The organism is Spirosoma aerophilum, assembly GCF_054782495.1.
In genome coordinates this window covers 316265-338097 of sequence record NZ_BAAGSJ010000038.1, presented here as the reverse complement: position 1 = coordinate 338097, position 21833 = coordinate 316265, and the positions used below count along the sequence as shown (strand labels likewise).

Below are 21833 nucleotides of genomic sequence, written 5' to 3'. Positions count from 1 at the left end.
TCAGTGTGTTTTGTAAGGCCACTTTTGAGCCACACCCTACTCAAAGCGGGAAATTTAACGTTTTTGTGATGTAATCTTTATTGATTTGCGCACATTGTGCGGCTGTCTTGTCTTTTTCGGGAACACCGTCCAGCTCAATGATGCCCCAGCCCTTAAACTTGATTTCGTCCAGTGCTTTGAATACCGCCGGAACGTCGACGTTACCCCGGCCCAGTTCCACAAACTTGTATGCTTTTGGATTGTCGGGCTTGTCGGGTAGGGGCGACATAGTATCTTTCAGGTGAAGCGCGTAAATGATGTCTTTGTACTGCTTTACGGCTTTCTCCGGTTGCCCGCCACCTTGTTTATAGTGAGCAATGTCAAGTTCCAGCTTTACGAATTTGGGGTTCATAGCCTGCACAATCACCTCCACTTCTTCGGGTGTTTCGCCCAGTTGGTTCATGTGATTGTGGTAAGTTGCCTGCACGCCCAGATCGGCGGTTTGCTTGCCAATCTCGTTCATGACGGTAGCCAGCCGTTTCAACTCCTCCGTAGTGGGAAGTCGGTCTTTGGGACGGGCTGAGTTAGTCAACTGAATCGCCGAGCCACCCAACGCCTTTACGAAGCTCGCATGGGCCACGTGCATGTCGATGGTGCTTTGCTCCTTAGCCGGGTCAATCTCGACGTTGCCGCTCGAAAACATGGCCAGCGCCAGATGATGCTGATCGAGCAGTGCTTTTAATTCGGATGGTTTGGCTTTATAAGGGCCAAAGGCATTTGCACGCAGTTGAATACCCCGGTAGCCTAATGCAGACAGGTCAGCGATGGCCTGGGCATCGTTACCGCCCCAGGTGATAGCCGAATAGGCAATTTTCAGGCCGGAAGGTTTAGCTGTACCAGCAAAAAGTCGGTTTGTACCCGCCAGTAAAGTAAGGGCCGAAACGCCAGCCGTTGTCAGAAATTGCCGTCGGTTTACCGTCTCCAGCATAGTTGTAAAGCTAAATTATCAGTACTTCTTGAGGGATTACTGATAGATTGTGAACTGAATCATTTTACGTAAAAACTGCCGAAATAAGCGTCCTGGCACTTATTTCTACTGAGAAGAGAGAGAATGAAAGAGCGAAAGAAAAGAAAACTGACTTAGGCAATTTCCGCTCTTTCGCTCTTTCATTCTTTCACTCAATTAGTTGTTAGAATCCTGGGTTCTGTGCGAATCCTGCGTTCTCCGTCCGGTCAATCTGCGTTTGCGGAATTGGACGCAGATTGTGCGTTTCCTTCACGTTAACCGCTCCGTCTGGGTTATACTTCTTTACGCGCTCTACCAGAATACCCCAACGTTTTAGATCCATCCAACGGGTTTGCTCACCAGCCATTTCGCGGGCACGCTCTTCGTAGATCGTTTCCATGGTCATGTCACCCGCCTGAAGTTCCATCGCAGCCTCTTTGCCCGGAAAGGCGGCCCGGCGACGAACGGCATTAATAGCCGCAGCGGCCTCAGTCGTTTTGCCTAGTTTTAACTGAGCTTCTGCTAAAATCAAATACGTCTCGGCCAGGCGGAACGCTAGATAATCGCGGCTGCCCTGTTCGTAGGTCAAGTCAGGACGGAGCGGGTCAAGGAATTTTTGCAGCGTTGGGAAGAGCGCTGCTGTGTAGGCGCTAGGTACCAAAACCTGATAAGGTTTGGCGGCCCGCTGTGCCATTGTCCATTCAACACCCGGAATGTAAATAGCCGTATCGCCCGCTTTTAAGGTCATTTTGGCCTTACTGTTGTCGAACGAAGTATTCAGGTTCGTGCCGGGGTTGTTGCTCAGCCAGGTATCCTTGAAGGTTTTCTTATAGCGGGAGTCATTGACCCGATCTTTGAAAACAGTTTCAAGCAGGTAGGTTGTTGGGCGAAGCCGTTTAAAGGGGCGGTCGTTGGCGATATCCCGTTTCATACCCGGCTGCACGTCGTACTGCATCCCGAAGTATAAGTGCAGCTTGTTACCATCACCATTGTTGGTGTTGGCCGTGTTCATGTTGGTCAGCGGGTCCGATGTGTACTGAACCGAGAAGATAACCTCATCATTGATTTCGCCACTTCCCTGGGCAAATACACTCGCAAAGTCAGGCAGAAGTTTAAAGCCATAGTTGGCAATGACACTCTGTGCCAGGGTGGCGGCTTTCGCATAATCATCAGACGCTTTAGCCGATGAGGTTGCTTTGGTCAAATAAACGCGTGCCAGCAGATGTTCGGCAGCGGCTTTGGTAGCCCGGCCGTAGTCGGCTGACCGCATCTTTGGATCCAGGTCAGGGATAGCGGCTTCCAGATCAGCCGTGATTTGCTTGTACACATCCGCTTCGGATGCCCGGCTGGTCACTTTCGTAGGCCCGAGGGTTTCTTTCAGTCGTAGATCGACACCGCCAAACTGCTGCACCAGAATAAAGTAGTAGTGGGCACGTAAAAACTTCATCTCAGCTACTCGCAGTTTTTTCACGGCATCCGATACGGTAGCGGCCGGAGCCCGCTCAATAACGGCGTTGCAGGTGTTGATGCCCCGATATAACTCTTCCCAAACCTGCTGGATGATATCGACGAAGCTATTCATCTGGGTGTCGTAGAAGTGAAACCCTTTATAGCTACCATCCGCACCGGCCTGGTAAATATCCGTACCGTATTCGGTCATGGTCAGGCCACGCTCCGATGCGTAGAAGTTACGCAGGGATGAATAAGCCGCTTTGCTGGCATCTTCAAACCCTTTAGGTGTATTGATGTAATCGTTCGGAATCGCCGAGATTACAGTTTCCTTCAGCACATCCTTACAGGCCTGCCCGCTAACGAGCAGAGCGGCAAGCGCCAGGATGCGGAATGATTTATGTGTGAAATTTGATTTCATCTTTTTTAATCTTGGGATATTTATAAACACAAGGCTTATGACTATGTGCTTAGAATTTAACGTTCAAACCAAAGGTCACTACGCGGGTAGCGGGTGTAACCCCGTTGCTTACTGTGCCATCGCTTGTTTCAGGGTCAACGCCGTTGTATTTCGACCGGTAGGACGAGAAGATGAACGGCTGCTGAATGCTGCTGAACAGGCGTAGCGACTGCATACGCAGTTTTGACGTAATGCTCGACGGGAAGGTGTAACCAAAGTTGATGTTACGAACTTTCACAAACGAACCGTCGAAATAGATAATGGCCGCGTTATAGACCGGGAATTCCTGGCTTGAGTTAGGCCGTGGGAACTCGTTCGTTGGGTTGTTGGGTGTCCAGTAATCTACTTTGATCTGCTCATAACGACCAGCTAACTGGTTGTTGTCGCGGTGGAATCCGCTCAGGATGGTCTGGCCAATACGGGCATAGATAAAGAAGTTCAGGTCGAATCCTTTGTAGCTGAATCGGTTGGTGATACCACCGCTCCAGGTTGGAATGTCAGAGCCTAGGTACACGCGGTCGTCAGCCGTGATTTTACCGTCATTATTCGTGTCCTGCACTTTGATCTGGCCAACGGCACTCTGGTAGGCTTTAGCGGCATCAGCTTCGCTGGTCTGCCAAATGCCTGCTTTTTTGTAATCGTACATAGCCGTCAGAGGCTTTCCGATGAAGCGTTTGTTACCCACGTCATCAACGGGTCCGTTGAACAGGGAGATGATGGCTTCCGAGTTTTTAGAGAACACAATGTCGGATGTCCATTTGAATCCACTTTTTGAATTCACGTTCACCGTCGATACGCTCACTTCTATCCCTTTGTTCTGAGTTTCGCCAATGTTCCGGGTTACCGAGTTAAAGCCAATGGAGGTTGGCAGAAGGTCAGATAGCAGCAAGTCGGTGGTGCGGGTGTTATACAATTCGATAGCGCCCGAAACCCGACCCCGCCAAAGGCTAAAGTCAACACCAACGTTTGTCGTGGTTGAAGTCTCCCAGCGCAAATCGGGGTTGCCGATTGTGTTTGGACGATAGCCATAAGCAGGCGTATTACCAAAGGCATATACCGTACGGTCCAGCAAACCCTGCGTCTGGTAAGGGGCTACCCCCTGGTTACCTACCGAACCACGGCTGGCCCGGATTTTCAGCAGGTCGATCCAGCTAGACCCCTTCATGAAGTCTTCGTTGCTGATGTTCCAGCCTAAGGCGATACCGGGGAAGTTACCGTATTTAGTGTTCACCCCGAATCGGCTCGATCCATCGCGACGTATGGTGGCTGTTACCAGGTATTTATCTTTGTAATCGTAGTTGATACGACCCATGTAGGAGTTGATGGTCCATTGAGACAATCCGCTACCTACTCCTAATACAGCACTGGCATTGCCTACGTTGTAGAATTGTTGCGATTCGGCTGGCACACCCTGAACAGAGATGTTATTTTGCTCAAAATTATCCCGCTGAATGGATTGCAGGGCGGTAAAACCGAAGTTATGGTCGCCAAATTTTTTGTTGTACGTTACTACGTTCTCCAGTGTATAGTTGAATCCGAATGCACTGGCCGTTTGCGCCTGTGGGTCACCACCTTTCCGGGCGTTCGTTTGAGCCCCGATAAAGCGACCAAATCGGTTAATGGTAAAGTCTGGTCCGAAGTTAACCCGGTATTTTAAGCCGTCAAGAATATTGACTTCGGCGTAAACGCTGTTGAAAATGCGGTATTTCTTTCTATTCTCCACCTGCGCGCCGGGGACAACTTCAGCGAGCGGGTTGGTGAGCAACGCATCGTTCGTAGGGGAGAAGATCAGGTTTCCGTTATCGTCGTATGGACGACCGAGCGGGTTTTGCTGAAGGGTAAAGTTATATGGGTTCAGCGTCTCGCCATTCCGTACGCTGTACATCATATAGGAAGCAATCCCCACTTTAAGCGCTTTGTTGATCTGGTGATCAATATTGGCACGCAGCGAGTAGCGGGTGAAATCCAGACCTGGCATGATCCCTTTGTCCTGGAAATAGCCGGCCGAAATGTAAAACTGTGTTTTTTCATTACCCCCCTGAACACCCAGTGAGTGGTTCTGCTGAACACCCTGTTTCAAAATCAACGATTGCCAATCCGTATTCCGGTTGGCCGCCAGACCGGCAGCAACGTTCGGGTCACCACCTAATACCGCCACTTTGGAGTCGGCATAGGCATCAGCTACGCCCGTTGGAACGGGATTGCCGTTGGCGTCTTTGTAGTTGCCCGTAGTCCGGTAAGCTTCCCGAACGAATTCGGCAAACTCAGAACCACTGAACAGCTTCACTTTATCCAAAGCATCGGTAAAACCGACGTAGTTATCGTAGCTGATGGTTGTCTTACCAACTGGGTTGCCCCGCTTGGTCGTAACCAGTACAACACCGTTGGCACCTCTGGCACCATAAATGGCCGTTGCAGTAGCATCTTTCAGAATTTCCATCGAGCCAACATCGTTCGGGTTGATGTCTTCATAACCGGCCGAGAGGGGAATTCCATCCACGACATAAAGTGGGTCGTTACCAGCGTTGAACGAACGACGTCCACGAATTCGAATAGTTGGTACGGACCCTGGCCGGCTACCCGACTGGGCCACGTCGACACCGGCTACCCGTCCCTGCATGGCCTGACCGATGTTGGTAATGGGCTGTTCCGTAATTTGCTTTGGCGTCACTGACGAAATAGCGCCCGTGGTCTGACTCTTCTTCTGGCTACCATAACCAATAACGACAACTTCGTTCAGTGCACGTGTATCCGTGCTCAGGGTGAGATTGACAGTTGATTTGTTGCCGACCGTTACTTCCTGACTAACGAAACCTACTGCGGAGAAAACCAGCACCGCCCGATTGTTGGGTACGCTGATACGATACTCTCCGTTTGCATCGGTGGACGTACCACGGGTTGTGCCTTTAACGGCTACGCTTACGCCTGGTAACCCGGTATTATCATCTCCAGAAAGTATTTTACCGCTAACGGTAAGTTCCTGCGTAGGGTTGTCTGTAAGGGGGCGATTGGTTGGTGGCGCGCTGAACGCCGGTTGGCCTACCAGCGTAAGGGCTGCCAGACCAAGCAAAGGAAGCCACGCTTTCCGTGGCGGTTGGGTAATTGTTGTCTGCATTTTCAATTAGATTAGATTGGCGAAAACGTTAGTAGTTAAGGTGAAAATTTTGACGAGCTGCTGGCTATCTCAATGGAGTCGCCGGGTTTCAGCAGTATGGGCGTCTGATGTTTAAAGTGCAGGTTTATCTGGCCTGAAGTTGAGGCTACGCTGGTGCCGTTTGGTCGTTGCCGAACCCGGAATATAGTGCCTAAGGCTTCAATCGTCAGGCCCGCCGTATGAACCCTGAACAGGCGCGCCGACGAGGTATCATTGCGGTGAGTGATCGAAAAATCGGCCTCTCCCTTTAACCAAACGGCTCTGGGCGTTTCATCGCTCCATCGGCGGGCGTAGCGGACGCTGCTGTTGGGGTAAAGTGTCATGGTCGAATTATCGGGTAAATGAATGTGACGCGTTTGATCGGCTCTTGTGCTAATGCTCCAGATCGACTGATTGGGTCCGTACTGCATCCATAAGGCCCAGCCAATCAGCGAAATGACACCAACCATTGCCAGTGCAGTTCTGATAAAATACCACCACCCAACAACGGCCCGAACATCGGGTTGAAGCGGGCGAACGTCCTCCATTGTTTGAAGCGATTCGCGGATGCGCCCCCATACACTCGAAATATCATCCGATGATAACCCGGGTAGACTACTGGCACTCGCCGTACGAATGAGCTCCCGGGCTGCTTCGACCGTTTCTTCCTGATATGGATGATTCAGTAGCCATAGGTGCCAATACGAGGCCACCTCTTCGTCATTAGGATACTTTACCCAACGCACGAACAGGTCATCGAGAGCGAACTCCTCAGCACTGTAGGCAGAATATGACTTATAGGACACGGTGTATAACTGTTTCGTGTAAGTCAAAGCGTTGGGAATGGGGGTTTCTACTTATTCGGTAAATAGGATGTACATTGACACAAAACGTGCATTGAGATTTATTTAAATTATGGATTTTTCAATGAAAAGATTTTGGTTTTCACTGCTGACTTATCAAAAATTCTATTGTAATCTTGTGAATAAAAGTAGATAAAAGGAAGAAAAAACCTAACTTTTTTTATGCAAGCGTTGCCGGGAACGTTCCCGAACTGTAAGTCTGGAAGATTAAATTGTAAGAAAAGGCGTTTTTAAAAGTAGGAGAAAGACTCTTCTTGATCAGGTCAACTAAGTGTGAAAGTATAAAAATTGTATTATTCTAATATTTCGGTTGTTGTGTCATGATGCTTTATAAGCAAATAGCAGATCAAAATAGAACACTTTGTATTCATTTTTGTGTACTCCTGCTTTATATCTACAGGCTTACTGGTATGTTATCGGGAGTTGATCCGTTGATTGGGCAACTGTCATAACTGGCATTTCAACTATTATGCTCGTTATCAGTTATAGTCTTACAGCATGAGAAAGACTATATACCAAACTCGACGGGTGACAATACAAGGTTTTTTTGTACTACTATGTACGGTCTTTCTATCGACCTGTCTGTCCACAGAAGGAATCGGCAGGCCAGTAGATCAACCGCAACATCAGCAGGCAGATACAAACCAGACAAAGACGCAGGCAACCCAACCCAAGTCATTAACTTTTACCGCTTCGACCGATCAACGCTTCTTTTTCTTTAAGGATACGCGTACGGAAGATAATCGCCGGGTACCCGTTAGTGTTTATGGGGTCCGAGCGGGCTTCTTGTTTCCGGCAACGCACGATAGACCAGCTCTGCAGGGCGGTCGATCCGCTAGTTTTAAAGCTGGAGCGGGCTTTTATTTCGTGAATCAACGTCTCGACCGGCCGGGGCTGTTGCTCAATACGTCGGAGTCAGTTACCCGTCATTTACGGATTGCTACCGTTTACTATGAGCGGTACCTGCTTCGTCGAAGGTCTTTTGAAGTTAGTATGCCAATTGAATTCGGCTATGGGCACTCCCGGTATGAAATCAACGATGATCAGGCCGATCGACACGAAATAGCCAGGGGAGTGTTTCTGCCGTTGGGGGTAGGGGTATCGGCAGCCTATCAGTTCCCGAATGTGCGCTGGCTTAGACCACTGCACTGGTTCGGGATCAATATCCTGACAGGCTACCGATTTATTCTTAAACGGGATGTTCCTGAAAGTCAAATAAATTATACAGGATTCTATATATCGGCAGGTCCGTCATTTTTCCTGGAGAACCTAACCGCTGATATAAAGCACTGGCGACAAAAAAGAAAAAGAAATCGATAATCGCCCGTTTGCTCAATTTATTTTGACATCGGGACGCTTTCCTCCCAGCGGATGCTTACGGCCTGCTCAATATCGGGGTGCAAACTAATGGCTACGGGGCAGGTATGGGCAATTTTTTCGAGGCTGGCCCGCTTGGCCTCGTCCGGTAATGTTTCTGCCTGAAGGGTCAAATCAACCTCGATCCGGGCAATGCGACGGGGCGGTTGACTGGTCATTATTTTTGTTACATCCAGATGACTACCTCTTAGCTCAATACCATCGCGCCGGGCAAAAATGGCCATGGTTGTGATAATGCAGGTCCCTAGTGCATTGGCAACCAGATCAGTAGGAGAAAACGCTTCTCCCCGACCCTGGTTGTCGGTAGGAGCATCGGTGTTGATGTGGGTACCCGACTGTAAGTGAACGCACTCGGTACGCAGTTCGCCCAGATAATCAATGTGAATCGTTGCCATAGTTAGCCAAGTGGTAAATCAAAAAGTTAGTAAGTTAGTAAGTTAGTAAGTTAGTAAGTTAGTAAGTCGGTAAGTCAGTAAGTCAGTAAGTCAGTAAGTCAGTAAGTCAGTAAGTCAGTAAGTCAGTAAGTGGCTGACGCGAGTAATATGTATGCGTCAGCCACTTACTGACTTACCGACTTACTAACTTACCAACTATAGTTATTAAACATATAAATTAATGCTGTAGTTACGCTAATACTTTGGGGCTATTTTGTGAAGGAGTGCAAAAAAGAGTATTTTTAGTTCAGGATTCTACGACAATGAAAACTATATACGCAATACTCGGGCTTGGACTAAGCACCTGGCTCTTATCGGCGCAGCTGGCTGTAGCTCAAAAGGCTGATGTTGAAGACGATAATTATTCCACGGTAACGACATACGGTATCACGACCAATACGAACTCGGGTATTGTTGGCGGCTTTGTCTTCAGACAGTCCAAACTGTTATCCGGGTCGCTGTTTGGTATGCCTCAGTATCGGTACCTTAGTGTCGAATTGGTCAATGTAAAGCACCCCAAAGAACTTCGTTCCTCCATCAATAACGTTGGGTCCGGCTATCTGGACGGGAAAGAAAATTATTTGTTCGTTCTTCGACCTTCCTACGGGCGTGAAATCAAGCTGTTTCAGCGTAGTTCCGACGAAGGTATAGCCATCAGTGGTATTCTGGCAGCTGGTCCATCGGTGGGTATTATCAAGCCCTATTATCTCGAAGTGTCGTATGGCAACCAGACGCGTACCGTACCGGCCTCTCAGGTGAACGGGTTCGCAACGGCCACGGGGGAGACGGTTACCGGAGCGGGGGGCTTTTTTCAGGGTATCGGCGAGTCGAAGCTGACGCTGGGGCTGAACGTGAAAGCCGCTTTAAGTTTCGAACTCAGTGCTTTTCGGAATAACACCACAGGGATTGAGGTTGGGTTTCTGGCCGAGGCTTTCCCCAATAAAATCGTCATTATTCCAAACACCAATCCGGGCGGCAACCGCGAAGCGGGTAATCGGAGCTTTTTTACATCCGGCTATATTACCTTGTTTTTTGGTAGTAAGAAATAATTGGAAGGCGAAAAGGGAGGAAGGAGGAAAGGGAGAAACAGTTTATATGCTTTCTCCCTTTCCTCCTTCCTCCCTTTTCTACTTTTACTGAACTTTACGACCCAAAAACGAATTTTGGTGGAAAGGAATGGAGAAATGATTGAACTACCCGTAATACCCTCCGAACAACAACGTAACCGGGCGGGCGTTGATGCAGCACCCCGACCGAAACGTCCGGATTGGCTTCGTGTCAAACTGCCCATCGGCCCCGAATATGCTAAAGTCCGTAAGCTGGTCGATGAACATAAACTTCATACCATTTGCGAGAGCGGTAATTGTCCTAATATGGGCGAGTGCTGGGGAGCCGGAACGGCCACATTTATGATTCTGGGCAATGTGTGTACCCGAAGCTGCACCTTTTGTGCCGTGGCAACCGGGCGCCCAAATGAATATGATACCGACGAGCCCCGGCGCGTAGCCGAGGCCATTGTCCTGATGAAGGTGAAGCATGCTGTGCTGACATCGGTCAACCGAGATGAACTGAAAGATCGGGGTGCTGAAATCTGGTACCAAACCGTTCGGCTCATTAAAGAGGCCTCGCCCGCAACAACCATTGAAACCTTGATTCCCGATACAAAAGGTAACTGGGAAGCTCTGGAGCGGATGATTTCGGCTGGACAGGAGGTTGTTTCGCACAACATGGAAACCGTCGAACGGCTCTATCGCCGTGTTCGGCCGCAGGCTCGCTATGAGCGTAGTCTGGAGCAGATTCGTCGGACAAAGGAGTATGGGCAACGGACAAAGTCGGGTATCATGCTCGGCTTGGGTGAAACGTACGATGAAGTGGCAAAAGCAATGGATGATTTAGCCGCCAATGGGCTCGACATTCTGACGCTGGGCCAGTATCTGCAACCCACCAAGATGCACCATGAAGTAATCGAGTGGATTCATCCGGAAACGTTTGCCAGATACCGTGAAGAAGGCCTGAAACGCGGCTTGAAATACGTGGAGTCAGGACCCCTGGTCCGGTCAAGCTACCACGCCGAGAAACACGTGAATGTTTAAGTTAATAAGTTAGTAAGCGGCTTCGCCTAAGTCGGTAAGTGGCTGACGCCAGCGTATTGCTCTCGCGCTGGCTACTTACTGACTTACCGACTTAGGCGAAACCGCTTACCGACTCATTTATAAAACAATTCCCCTTATTCGTTATTTAGAGAAGAGAGTCCGGGCCCAGGGTGCGGACTTTTTCTTTACTGCATGAAAAAATACGACTTCATCATTGCCGGAGGGGGTATGGCTGGTTTGAGCCTCGCCTATTACCTAAGCCAGTCTCCGCTGCGGGATCGCAGCATTTTAATTATTGATCGGGAAACAAAAAACAGCAATGACCGAACCTGGTGCTTCTGGGAACGAGACAAAGCGGTAGCTACCCTCAGGTCGCCAGCTACGAGCGCGTTTAAGTCCATACTTTTTCGAACCTGGGAAACGGTTAGTTTTCATGGGACCACCCATGCCGGTCTGCTGGATATGGGGCCGTATAACTACAAAATGCTGCGGGGTATAGATTTCTACGAGTTTATTCAGCGCGAACTGGCTAATTGTCCGTCAATTGAGCGAAAGCAGGCGACCATCAATCGAATTAAAGATACACCACAAGGAGGATTTGTTATTGCCGATGATGAACCGTACATCGCCGATTATGTATTTGACAGCACTTTTTCCTTAAAACTCGACCAATCCGAAAACCATAATCTGCTTCAACATTTCAAGGGGTGGTTCATTACTACCGAGAAACCGTGCTTCAATCCGCATGAACCCGAAATAATGGATTTTCGGATTCAGCAGCATGGCGATTGCCGGTTTGTGTATGTGCTGCCTTTCACAGAAAAATCGGCGCTGGTGGAGTTTACGCTCTTCAATGACAAACTACTCACTGAACCCGAATACGACCTCGAAATCCGAAACTATATTGACCGCTTTCTGGACGCCGGCGTCTACGAAATAACTGAAACCGAGTATGGCGTTATTCCCATGTCGGATGAAGCAACGCAGGAAAATCCGTCGGAGCATATTGTTCGGATCGGCACGTCTGGTGGGTACACAAAAGCCTCCACGGGTTATACGTTTCAGCGTACTCAACGCTATCTGCAAAGCCTTGTTGATAATTTGGTACAAACCGGCAAGCCCCATCGTCCTGTGAGCAGGCTGAAAAAACGGTTTAAGATCTATGATAGTATTTTTTTGAATGTATTGGAAAAGCACCGTCACCCGGCCGATGATATTTTCACCAGAGTCTACACGAAGAATCCAGGTCGCGTATTTACCTTCCTGGACGAAGAGACCCGCTTTCGCGACGAACTTCGGCTATTTGCTACGATGCCGTTCATGCCGTTTCTCAAGGCTTTTTTTGACGTAATGCGTCGAAAGATAATCGGCTGATCATCCGAATAGGGGCTTTGCAACTTGCCACCTTCTTAGAAACTCTTAGCTTTGCAGTTTCTAACCAAGTCACCCCAAGATAGAGCAATGCCTTATCTCTTCACTTCTGAGTCTGTTTCCGAGGGACACCCCGATAAAGTCGCTGACCAAATCTCCGATGCACTGATTGATAACTTTCTGGCGTTTGATCCGTCCAGCAAGGTAGCCTGCGAAACGCTCGTTACAACTGGTCAGGTTGTGCTGGCGGGAGAAATTAAGACGGACACGTATCTGGACGTTCAGAAAATCACGCGCGAAGTCATCCGTAAAATCGGATACACTAAGAGCGAATACATGTTTGAGGCTAACTCCTGTGGTATCTTCTCTGCACTGCATGATCAGTCGGCCGATATTAATCAGGGCGTTGATCGTAAAGTTGACAACGCCGATTTCGAGACACTGGCCAATGCACAGGGTGCTGGTGACCAGGGTATGATGTTCGGATACGCTACCAACGAAACGGACAACTTCATGCCCTTGCCGCTCGATCTGGCGCACGCCATTCTGCGCGAGATGTCCCAGATCCGCAATAATGAACTTGACCTGATGCCTTATCTTCGTCCCGATGCCAAGTCGCAGGTGACGATTGAGTACTCAGATGATGATCAGCCTATTCGTATCGATACAATTGTTGTGTCGACCCAGCACGACGATTTCGCTGACGACGCTACGATGCTGGCTAAAATTAAGGAAGACATTATCAACATCGTGATTCCCCGCGTGAAGGCCGCTCAAAAAGCCGAACTGCACGGGTTGTTCACCGATAACATTACCTATTACATTAACCCAACCGGTAAGTTCGTGATCGGTGGTCCGCACGGCGATACCGGTCTGACAGGCCGCAAAATCATTGTGGATACCTACGGGGGTAAAGGGGCTCACGGTGGTGGTGCTTTCTCGGGTAAAGATCCTTCCAAAGTAGACCGGTCAGCCGCTTACGCTACCCGTCATATTGCCAAGAATCTGGTAGCCGCCGGTCTTTGCGACCAGGTGCTGGTACAGGTATCGTATGCCATTGGCGTAGCCAAGCCCTGCGGCCTGTACGTAAACACGTACGGCACATCTAAAATAGATATGCACGACGGCGCCATTGCGGAGAAAGTGGCTGAGATCTTCGATATGCGTCCGTATGCCATTGAGCAACGCCTGAAACTCCGCAATCCGATTTATTCCGAAACCGCTGCTTATGGACACATGGGCCGTAAGAACGAGATCGTGAAGAAAACGTTTGGCTCAAACGGAAACATGATAGAGCTTGAAGTCGAACTGTTTACCTGGGAGAAACTGGATTTCGTTGATCAGGTGAAAGCGGCATTTAGCTTGTAAAATAACGTGAATAATGGGTTGATTAGCTTAAAATCTAGCTAATAGGCAGTTATCACCCACGTTATACAGCGATTAGATCAAAAAGATATAACCACAGAGGCACAAAGAACACAGAGGTTGATCAGGAAACTTTATTCCCTGATCAACCTCTGTGTTCTTTGTGCCTCTGTGGTGAAATCTTTTTGATCTAGCCTGGATTCTGATCTTCAGTTAAACGAATGCTAACCAGCATTTAGCCATTATTCACGTTAAAATATAGTGCGGACCGTCCGCGTTACTTCAATAACACAAAAGGCCACTCCAAATTGGAGTGGCCTTTTGTGTTATTGAAGTAAGTTAGTTTATAACTCATCGGCCTCGTAGACCTCGTCTTCTTCATCTACTGGCCTTTGTGCTTCCACAATGGCCGGACTGGAGATATCGTTTCGCTTTTGTTTGAACCGGACAAGTTTGTCTTTCAGGACATCCATCACCCGGTCGGTGGCACTCTCGAAACTTTTATCATGTTCTTTTACGAACAACTCTTTTCCGGGCAGCATTAGCCTAACCTCCACAATCTTCTCTTTGACCTTATTGGAGTCTGCCCCCTCTAATCGTAGAAACACCTCTCCACCGATAATACGGTCATGGAAAGTGTCTAACTTATCAAGTTTAGCCTGGATAAAATCTAACAGGCTTTGATCGGCCGTGAACTTAACGGCATGCATTTGTAGTCTCATTGTGTCGCTTTTAAGGTGAATTGATCAGAACATCAATGGATTGTCTAAGTTTGACGATTAAGTGCAGAATGTCAATAGCATCTATGAAAGATGCAACCCTGTTTCACGCTTAGCTATGTTACTAAAAGTTAACAGGCTGTAACACGCTGTCTTTATTGCTGAACGTGGAACTGTTAGATGCGTAAATTCTTTAAAAAATACAATTCCAATATTAATTTAACGTTACGCAGATTGGCTTGTTCGGTCGCAACGTGATCAGTGGTTTAGGAATGATACGCTGATTGTCCACGGTTTTACTGTCGAACTGGCGTACAAACAGGCCCAATAAGATCTGCATTTCCATCAGGGCAAACTGATTGCCAATGCACAAACGCGGTCCTCCGCCAAAAGGCAGATAGGCGTAGGTATGCAAATTCTCTTTCGGCCCTCCCGGGGCGAATCGATCGGGGTCAAAGCGGGTCGGTTCAGGCCAATTCACGGGGTCACGGTGCAACAGATACGGACAGACTAAGGCTGTATCGCCGGCCGGAATCGTATATGGCCCTATGTGGTCGTCGTTAATGGCCCGGCGGCTCATGATCCAGGCGGGTGGATAAAGGCGCAGTGATTCCTGTACGACCTGCATGGTATAGGTTAGCGCCCGAAACGCTTCGGGTGAGGGCGTCCGTGCATCGCCCAATATGGATCGACACTCCGCTTTGAGCCTGGCCAGTACGTCGGGGTGTTGGGTGAGCAGGTGAATGGTCCAGGCCATCGACACCGCCGTCGTTTCATGACCGGCCGAAAAAATGGTTACACACTCATCCCTCAGTTGCTGGTCCGACATTTGTTCCCCCGTTTCTTCGTCCACGGCACTCAGCAACATGCCCAGCAAATCATCTTTATCCTCGTGCTTCTGCCGTCTTTGCTCAATTAGTCCGTAAATGAAGGTGTCGACCTGCCTCTGAGCACGCTTTGATCGCTGATTATCAGGCGTCGGCCAGGAATACGGAAATCGAAACGGCGACAGCATTCGCTGGTTCACCAGATAATTCAGCGTATCCAGCGCCGTCGACAGGCCGTCGAGCTTCCCGGTTGTATCTGAGCCAAACAGGGTTTTGCAAACGATGCGCATTGTTACGTCCATAAACGCCTGCGACACGTTGACCGGCCCCTTTCCCGCATAGGTTTTCAGTTCATCGATCCAGTTGGCGGTTTCGGCGATCATGGTTTGGGTTAACGCGGCTAGTTTTTGCCGGTGAAACGCCGGTTGTGCCAGTCGACGCTGCCGACGCCAGAAGTCACCATCGCTGGTGAGCAGGCCATTGCCCAGAAAAATCTTCAGCACCTCGAACGCCGGTGACCGACCATAATTCCGGTGGTTCTCCTGCAAAACGTGCTTGGTGTCTTCGGGTTTCAGCATCAGGTACTGGTTTCTGTTACCAATGCGTAAGTGAACGATACGGTCGTTGTTCTGCTGGATCGTATGCAACGTACCGAGCGGATTACGAAGAAACGCCAACGTGTTACCGAGGAAAGGTAAGCCAGGATGCAGCGGAACGGGCTGAGTAGGAGCGACGGTTGTTTCCATGCAAAAAAGTCGGCCCGCGTCTAAATCGGGCCGACAATAAAGATACGACTGATGGAACACAATCGCTATGAATTCACGACCTCGCCACCGTTTACGTGAATCACCTGTCCGGTAAAATAGGACGCATCTTCGGAAGCCAGAAAGACATAGGCCGGGGCTAGTTCGGCAGGTTGGCCGGGACGTTCCATGGGTACGTCTTTCCCGAATTTCTCCACCTCTTCGAGCGTTTTGGTTGCCACGATCAGGGGTGTCCAGATCGGGCCGGGTGCTACGGCGTTCACACGAATGTTTTTCTCAACCAGATTTTGAGACAATGATCGGGTGAAGGCCGTAACGGCCCCTTTCGTCGACGCATAATCGATCAGGGCTTCGCTACCCCGGTAAGAGACTACCGATGTGGTGTTGATGATGCAGTCATAAGCATTCATGTGCGGCAACAGACTTTTGGTTAGCCGAAACATAGCCAGAATGTTGAGCTCGAAGGTTTCCCGCATCTGCTGATCGGATATGTCGACAAACTCCTTCTGCTCAACGTGGTTGGCCGCGTTGTTGACCAGGATGTTCACATGGCTGTATTGGCTGATGATCGCGTCGACGGCTTCCTGAATAAACGTAAGCTCTTTTAAGTCACCGGGAATGAGCAGACACTGGCGTCCTTCGGCTTCTACGAGCGACTTGGTTTTCTGGGCATCTTCCTCCTCCCGCGGATGGTACATGACGGCTAGGTCGGCTCCTTCCCGGGCAAAGTGAATGGCTACCGCACGACCAATACCCGAATCGCCACCCGTAATAACGGCGATTTTTTCTTTCAACTTATCCGACCCCTGATAATCATCCCGAATGTAAATCGGTTGGGGGTCCATCTTATATTCCAGGCCCGGTTGCTCGTTCTGATGCTGGGGCTTGGTGGTAATTTCCATTTCTTCCATAATGGGTTGAGTCTATGAATTGTCTTTCCTTCCGCGATCGTCATTTACTGACGTATCGACAGGCTGACTAAATCTACGCATTCACAATAGTTCCGCCGTTGGGGTGCATGACCTGACCGGTGATATACGACGCATCTTCCGAAGCCAGAAACACGTAGGCCGGGGCTACTTCGCTGGGCTGACCCGGGCGTTTCATGGGTACGTCCTGCCCAAACTGAGCTACCTCTTTGGCGCTGACCGATGCGGGATTAAGGGGTGTCCAAATGGGGCCGGGAGCCACGGCATTTACACGAATGCCTTTGGTGATAAGGTTGCTCGATAAGGCCCGTGTGAAGGTCATAATCGCCCCTTTGGTCGACGAGTACTCCAGCAGGTCAGCGCGGCCCTGATAGGCGGTAATGGAGGTTGTATTAATGATGCAGTCGCCCTTATGTAAATGAGGCACGGCCGCTTTCGACACTCGGAAAAACGAATAGATATTGGTTTCGTACGTCGCCAGCAAGTCGTCGTCGGTAGCTTCTTCGAGGGTCTTATGCTGCAACTGTAACCCAGCGTTATTGACCAGAATATTTAGCTTGCCGAGTTGCTGAACGGTCGTCTCGACAATATAGGTGCAATAGGCTGGTTGACGAATGTCGCCGGGGAGCAGCAGGCACTTACGGCCTTCGGCTTCCACCAGTTCTTTGGTTCGTTGCGCATCGATTTCTTCGCGCGGTGTGTAAGAAATGGCGACATCGGCTCCTTCCCGGGCGAAGTGAACGGCTACTGCCTGCCCGATACCACTATCGCCCCCCGTAATAAGGGCAACTTTGTCTTTCAATTTGTTGGCCCCTTTATACAGGTACCGAATCACCTTTGGCTGCGGATCGAGTTCAGCCTGAATACCGGGTTGAATGTCCTGATGCTGCGGGGGAATTTTTGCTTCCATAACGTTGATGTTGGGTTGTACTACTCTATTTAAGCCAAAAGTGACGGAGGTTGTTTTGATAAATCTATTGAAATGGTAGATTTTGTCCCCGCGAGAGGAATTCGTAATATAGTAGCGTAAAATACCCTTACCACCATGAACATTACCGGCGACGCCACGAAAGCAACTACCTACGACGCCATTGTGATCGGCTCCGGCATTAGCGGGGGCTGGGCGGCTAAAGAACTGTGCGAAAAAGGGTTGAAGACCCTGGTCCTGGAGCGTGGGCGTGATGTAAAGCACATTGTCGATTACCCAACGGCAACGCTCAATCCGTGGGAGTTTCCGCATCGGAACCGCATGCCCGAAGCGTTTGATAAAGAAAACCCGATAGCCACCAAATGCTACGCGCTGGACGAAGGCACGGAGCAGTTCTTCGTGAAAGATGCCGAACACCCGTATGTGCAGGAAAAACCGTTCGACTGGATTCGGGGATATCAGGTAGGCGGAAAGTCATTGATCTGGGCGCGGCAGACGCAGCGGTGGAGCAAATTCGATTTTGAAGCCAACGCCCGCGACGGGGCCGCCGTCGACTGGCCCATTCGCTACGAAGACATTGCGCCCTGGTATAGCCACGTTGAGAAATTCGTGGGCATCAGTGGCAACAAAGACGGGCTGGAAACGCTGCCCGATGGTGAGTTTTTGAAACCCTGGCAACTGAACTGCGTGGAGAAACATATTCAGAAGCGCGTTGCCGAAAGCTATAAAGACCGTCATGTCATTATTGGCCGGTGCGCTCACCTGACCGAGCCTAAACAAATTCACTACGATCAGGGGCGGGCGCAGTGCCAGGCGCGGCATCTGTGCTACCGGGGCTGTCCGTATGGCGGCTATTTCAGCAGCAACTCGTCGACGATTCCCTGGGCGGCCAAAACCGGTAAGCTGACGCTCAGACCCGATTCGGTCGTGCATTCGATCATCTACGATGACGTTAAAAAGAAAGCGACCGGCGTTCGGGTTATTGACACCCATACAAAGCAAATGACGGAGTATTATGCCCGTATTATTTTCGTCAACGCTGCCTGTCTGAATACAAATCTGGTTCTGCTCAACTCAACGTCCCGCCGTTTTCCAAACGGGTTGGGTAACGATAGTGGCGTTCTTGGTCGCTATGTCGCGTTTCATAATTACCGGGGTAATATCGTGGCCGATTATGAAGGGTTTGAAGACGGCTATTACTATGGCCGTCGGCCCACAACGGCCTTTATGCCCAACTTTAGAAATGTTCGGAAGCAGGAAACTGACTTTCAGCGGGGGTATATGGTGGCGTTTAGTGCCGCTCGGGGAAACTGGCAGCGGGGGGCTGGGCAGGACGGTTTCGGGGCCGATTTTAAAGATAAGCTAAGCGATCCGGGGGCCTGGCATGTATTTATGATGATGCAGGCCGAAACCGTTCCCCGCTACGAGAACCAGGTGCGGCTCAGTACCGACCGGAAAGACCCCTGGGGCATTCCGCAGCTCGTTACGAACATCGACTATACCGACAACGATTTGAAAGTCATGAAGGATTTCCTGGAGCAGGGGGCCGAAATGCTGGAGAAAGCGGGCTGTAAGCATATCAACCCATACGACGATCACCGCAATCCAGGCCTCGATATTCACGAAATGGGGGGCGTTCGTATGGGCCGGGACCCTAAAACATCGCTGCTCAACGCGCATAATCAGCTTCATAGCGTTAAAAACGTATTTGTGACTGATGGCGCGGCCATGACCTCTACCGGTACGCAGAACCCATCGATTACGTTCATGGCTTTAACGGCACGGGCCGCCAGCTTTGCCGTAGGAGAAATGAAGAAGGGAAATTTGTAATCCCCCTGGAAACGTCGTTGCCCGGAGGAATGCCTCCGAAACTCAATCGGATTTCAGACGAAGTATGTTGGGGGGTACGGTAAAAATTGACTGATTTGACTTTTATGATCGTGGTGGCATGTGTCGCTACAATAGACATAACTCCTAAGTAACCCTTACTACCGATGTATAAGAAACCCATTCTGTATGTAATCATTGCCCTTTGCGGTGTCGTAACCCTGACAGGACGAGCACAAAGTAAAGAACAGGCCTCAGTAGAAAACGCTGTTAAGCAATTGCGCCTGCTGATGATCGACCCCGATCAGGCTAAATTAGCATCGCTTGTAACGGATGAATTGAGTTACGGCCATTCGAATGGAAAGATCGAAGATAAAAAGGAGTTCATCGAAGCCCTCACCAGTGGGTCGTCGGATTTTAAAACCATCGATCTGACAGAGCAATCGGTTTCCATTGTTGAGAATACCGCTATGGTTCGGCATAAATTAATGGCCGAAACAGCCAATGACGGCAAACCGGGAACGGCGAAACTGTCGGTGTTGCTGGTTTGGGTAAAGCAGAAGGGAAACTGGAAACTGCTGGCCCGGCAAGCCGTTAAGATTTAAGGATTACTATATCAATCGCATTATAACTAAATAAGCCCATCAGAAGTCTGGTGGGCTTATTTGATGATAACCTATGATAATTGAAACGTAAATAAAGGAGAATAAGCCGGGTTAACTGTCCTGAACATACCTGCCTGGTTACTAGTTGGTTTTTACTAATTCGAATTTTTGGTTTTTTGCGTGAGTTGCAGCGAGCTATCGTTGATTTCGAAGGTCTTGTTCTTAAGTAGCTTGATCACCTCGGCACCTGCCAGGAGCGTTGGCCCATAGCCGTGGGCCGCATAAGGATTGATGGGTCGGTGATAATAAAACGCCGGGTCGAACCCCATGCCGGTACCCACACAAACGCCTTCAACCTGCCCCGTCGCGTTAACTTTTGTCGATACGGCGTTCCAGCCGAGTAGTGTGGCCGGCGCATAGGCCAGCGGGTCGAGCCAGCCCTGATTGATGGCATGGGCAAAAGCATATACATAAATGGCCGTTGCCGATGTTTCCAGGTACGAATCGTGCCGGTCGAGTAACTGGTGCCAGAAACCGGACCCCGATTGCTGGGCCGCCAACCCCTTCGCGTGGGCTCTTAAGAGTTCCAGCATGGCGGGCCGTCCGGGGTGGTTGGCGGGTAACACATCCAGTAATTCAACGGCAGTCAGAATGCCCCAGCCATTGGCCCGCGCCCAATGGAACTCCGGGTGTACCGACATGCCCTCTACCCACCCGTGCATATACAGCCCTTTCTGCTGATTGAACATCCGTTTGGAGAACTGCGTCACCTGCTTCACGGCTTCGTTGTAATATTTCTGGTCGCCGGTGAGTTTGCCCATTTGCGCCAAGGCGGGCACGCTCATGAACAGGTCGTCGAGCCATAGCGTATTGGGTTGGGGACGATTTCGGGCCAGGGTACCATCGGCTAACCGGTATTCTTTGGTCTGGATATAGTCGATATAATTGTCGATCATGGGCCGCATGTTCGCTTTCAGGCCACCCGCCCGGCTGGCTTTTATCATGGCCGCACACATGGCGCCAGCATCGTCGAGGGCATGAGGGGCCATCACCGACCGCATGGGTGTATTCGCTTTCGGGTCTGCTTTTACCTGATCGCGAAAATAAGGCACCTGCTCGGCAATAAACTGAAGCCGTTTGTTGGTGTAATCGGCATAACGGCCGTCGCCGGTGGCTTCGCTGGCCAGCAGCATACCCGCGTAGGTAACGCCCCACTCGTAGCTGATCAGGCGAAAGTCACCGGGTTTGAAAATAGCATTGGGGTTAAACGGGCTGCCGGGGGCTAGTTCTTTTTTGGTTTCTTTGTCGATTAGCTGCGTTGGCGTATTGGCTTCCAGGTAATTATAGACACGACGCAGTACGCTTGTTACTTCTTCAATTTTAGGCTGTCCATAAGGCACCGGATAATCGGGTTGCAGCAAGTGAAGCGGAGTGGTGGAGTCGTTGGCTTTTGGGGCACCGGGTTGAGCCTGCAGCAGGCTGGTTGTGAGTAGCCCGGCCAGTAGCAAGCCTGCCGGACGGTATAACGAACTGGATTGAGGAAAGGAAATCAACATTAGGCTGGTAGTGATAAACAGGTAGTGAGCAAAACGTAAATGGCGTAGCCAGGCGTTACGTGTAATTTGTCGGGCAAATATGCCTAAACTCCATTCGGTTTCTATCATGTACACTCCTGCAAAAAGTAGTTTTCAGTCTTTTAAGCTC

The 21833-nt window shown here is 49.9% G+C and carries 17 protein-coding genes; 7 read left to right on the top strand and 10 right to left on the bottom strand.

What is annotated here, in order from left to right:
• Positions 1-40: 40 nt before the first annotated feature.
• From ACYVK4_RS31140 to ACYVK4_RS31125, 4 genes are all read right to left on the bottom strand, one after another.
• Complete coding sequence (locus ACYVK4_RS31140) at positions 41-967, bottom strand: sugar phosphate isomerase/epimerase family protein (protein WP_461131498.1); 927 nt, start codon at positions 965-967, stop codon at positions 41-43.
• A 202-nt stretch (positions 968-1169) separates the two neighbouring features.
• A complete protein-coding gene (locus ACYVK4_RS31135; protein WP_461131497.1) occupies positions 1170-2855 on the bottom strand; it encodes a RagB/SusD family nutrient uptake outer membrane protein in 1686 nt (561 codons plus the stop codon).
• A gap of 49 nt (positions 2856-2904) precedes the next feature.
• Positions 2905-6009 (bottom strand): SusC/RagA family TonB-linked outer membrane protein, encoded by a 3105-nt coding sequence (locus ACYVK4_RS31130; protein WP_461131496.1) that lies wholly within the window; start codon positions 6007-6009, stop codon positions 2905-2907.
• 35 nt (positions 6010-6044) lie between these two features.
• Entirely contained in the window at positions 6045-6833 is a 789-nt protein-coding gene (locus tag ACYVK4_RS31125; RefSeq protein WP_461131495.1) for a FecR family protein, read from the bottom strand.
• Positions 6834-7388: 555 nt separating this feature from the next.
• On the opposite strand from ACYVK4_RS31125, the gene ACYVK4_RS31120 reads away from it, so the two are divergent.
• Positions 7389-8210: a hypothetical protein gene (locus ACYVK4_RS31120; protein WP_461131494.1), complete on the top strand. Its 822-nt coding sequence runs from the start codon at positions 7389-7391 to the stop codon at positions 8208-8210.
• Between the two features lie 17 nt (positions 8211-8227).
• Here the strand turns inward: ACYVK4_RS31120 and ACYVK4_RS31115 are convergent, their stop codons facing one another.
• Positions 8228-8662: an OsmC family protein gene (locus ACYVK4_RS31115; RefSeq protein WP_461131493.1), complete on the bottom strand. Its 435-nt coding sequence runs from the start codon at positions 8660-8662 to the stop codon at positions 8228-8230.
• A gap of 302 nt (positions 8663-8964) precedes the next feature.
• Between ACYVK4_RS31115 and ACYVK4_RS31110 the strand changes: the two genes are divergently transcribed.
• From ACYVK4_RS31110 to metK, 4 genes are all read left to right on the top strand, one after another.
• Complete coding sequence (locus tag ACYVK4_RS31110) at positions 8965-9750, top strand: hypothetical protein (RefSeq protein WP_461131492.1); 786 nt, start codon at positions 8965-8967, stop codon at positions 9748-9750.
• Between the two features lie 135 nt (positions 9751-9885).
• Positions 9886-10794 (top strand): lipoyl synthase, encoded by a 909-nt coding sequence (gene lipA / locus ACYVK4_RS31105; RefSeq protein ID WP_461131491.1) that lies wholly within the window; start codon positions 9886-9888, stop codon positions 10792-10794.
• Between the two features lie 192 nt (positions 10795-10986).
• Complete coding sequence (locus ACYVK4_RS31100; RefSeq protein WP_461131490.1) at positions 10987-12168, top strand: lycopene cyclase family protein; 1182 nt, start codon at positions 10987-10989, stop codon at positions 12166-12168.
• Between the two features lie 87 nt (positions 12169-12255).
• Positions 12256-13533, top strand: a complete 1278-nt coding sequence (gene metK, locus ACYVK4_RS31095; RefSeq protein ID WP_461131489.1) for a methionine adenosyltransferase — start codon at positions 12256-12258, stop codon at positions 13531-13533.
• A 341-nt stretch (positions 13534-13874) separates the two neighbouring features.
• Here metK and ACYVK4_RS31090 read toward each other — a convergent pair whose 3' ends face one another.
• From ACYVK4_RS31090 to ACYVK4_RS31075, 4 genes are all read right to left on the bottom strand, one after another.
• Positions 13875-14252: an HPF/RaiA family ribosome-associated protein gene (locus tag ACYVK4_RS31090; RefSeq protein ID WP_461131488.1), complete on the bottom strand. Its 378-nt coding sequence runs from the start codon at positions 14250-14252 to the stop codon at positions 13875-13877.
• A gap of 211 nt (positions 14253-14463) precedes the next feature.
• Entirely contained in the window at positions 14464-15822 is a 1359-nt protein-coding gene (locus ACYVK4_RS31085) for a cytochrome P450 (RefSeq protein ID WP_461131487.1), read from the bottom strand.
• Between the two features lie 65 nt (positions 15823-15887).
• Positions 15888-16751 carry an SDR family oxidoreductase gene (locus tag ACYVK4_RS31080; protein ID WP_461131486.1) on the bottom strand — a complete coding sequence of 288 codons (864 nt, stop codon included), beginning with the start codon at positions 16749-16751 and terminating at the stop codon, positions 15888-15890.
• A 73-nt stretch (positions 16752-16824) separates the two neighbouring features.
• Positions 16825-17679, bottom strand: a complete 855-nt coding sequence (locus ACYVK4_RS31075; RefSeq protein WP_461131485.1) for an SDR family oxidoreductase — start codon at positions 17677-17679, stop codon at positions 16825-16827.
• A 135-nt stretch (positions 17680-17814) separates the two neighbouring features.
• Here ACYVK4_RS31075 and ACYVK4_RS31070 point away from each other — a divergent pair, with 135 nt between their 5' ends.
• Both ACYVK4_RS31070 and ACYVK4_RS31065 read left to right on the top strand, forming a co-directional pair.
• The gene (locus ACYVK4_RS31070; protein ID WP_461131484.1) at positions 17815-19527 is read left to right on the top strand and encodes a GMC oxidoreductase; all 1713 of its coding nucleotides are present in this window, start codon (positions 17815-17817) and stop codon (positions 19525-19527) included.
• 164 nt (positions 19528-19691) lie between these two features.
• On the top strand, positions 19692-20129 hold the full coding sequence (locus tag ACYVK4_RS31065) for a nuclear transport factor 2 family protein (RefSeq protein ID WP_461131483.1): 438 nt from the start codon (positions 19692-19694) through the stop codon (positions 20127-20129).
• Between the two features lie 155 nt (positions 20130-20284).
• On the opposite strand, the gene ACYVK4_RS31060 is transcribed toward ACYVK4_RS31065, so the two are convergent.
• Positions 20285-21685: a glycoside hydrolase family 88/105 protein gene (locus ACYVK4_RS31060; RefSeq protein ID WP_461131482.1), complete on the bottom strand. Its 1401-nt coding sequence runs from the start codon at positions 21683-21685 to the stop codon at positions 20285-20287.
• Positions 21686-21833: the final 148 nt, after the last annotated feature.

Excerpts from the sequence above, each read along its gene's own strand:
- ACYVK4_RS31130 (WP_461131496.1), bottom strand. The coding sequence starts at position 6,009 with ATGCAGACAACAATTACCCAACCGCCACGGAAAGCGTGGCTTCCTTTG.
- ACYVK4_RS31090 (WP_461131488.1), bottom strand. The coding sequence starts at position 14,252 with ATGAGACTACAAATGCATGCCGTTAAGTTCACGGCCGATCAAAGCCTG.
- lipA (WP_461131491.1), top strand. The coding sequence starts at position 9,886 with ATGATTGAACTACCCGTAATACCCTCCGAACAACAACGTAACCGGGCG.
- ACYVK4_RS31115 (WP_461131493.1), bottom strand. The coding sequence starts at position 8,662 with ATGGCAACGATTCACATTGATTATCTGGGCGAACTGCGTACCGAGTGC.
- ACYVK4_RS31100 (WP_461131490.1), top strand. The coding sequence starts at position 10,987 with ATGAAAAAATACGACTTCATCATTGCCGGAGGGGGTATGGCTGGTTTG.
- ACYVK4_RS31135 (WP_461131497.1), bottom strand. The coding sequence starts at position 2,855 with ATGAAATCAAATTTCACACATAAATCATTCCGCATCCTGGCGCTTGCC.
- ACYVK4_RS31070 (WP_461131484.1), top strand. The coding sequence starts at position 17,815 with ATGAACATTACCGGCGACGCCACGAAAGCAACTACCTACGACGCCATT.
- ACYVK4_RS31140 (WP_461131498.1), bottom strand. The coding sequence starts at position 967 with ATGCTGGAGACGGTAAACCGACGGCAATTTCTGACAACGGCTGGCGTT.
- ACYVK4_RS31085 (WP_461131487.1), bottom strand. The coding sequence starts at position 15,822 with ATGGAAACAACCGTCGCTCCTACTCAGCCCGTTCCGCTGCATCCTGGC.
- ACYVK4_RS31075 (WP_461131485.1), bottom strand. The coding sequence starts at position 17,679 with ATGGAAGCAAAAATTCCCCCGCAGCATCAGGACATTCAACCCGGTATT.
- ACYVK4_RS31120 (WP_461131494.1), top strand. The coding sequence starts at position 7,389 with ATGAGAAAGACTATATACCAAACTCGACGGGTGACAATACAAGGTTTT.
- ACYVK4_RS31110 (WP_461131492.1), top strand. The coding sequence starts at position 8,965 with ATGAAAACTATATACGCAATACTCGGGCTTGGACTAAGCACCTGGCTC.
- ACYVK4_RS31060 (WP_461131482.1), bottom strand. The coding sequence starts at position 21,685 with ATGTTGATTTCCTTTCCTCAATCCAGTTCGTTATACCGTCCGGCAGGC.
- ACYVK4_RS31080 (WP_461131486.1), bottom strand. The coding sequence starts at position 16,751 with ATGGAAGAAATGGAAATTACCACCAAGCCCCAGCATCAGAACGAGCAA.
- metK (WP_461131489.1), top strand. The coding sequence starts at position 12,256 with ATGCCTTATCTCTTCACTTCTGAGTCTGTTTCCGAGGGACACCCCGAT.
- ACYVK4_RS31065 (WP_461131483.1), top strand. The coding sequence starts at position 19,692 with ATGTATAAGAAACCCATTCTGTATGTAATCATTGCCCTTTGCGGTGTC.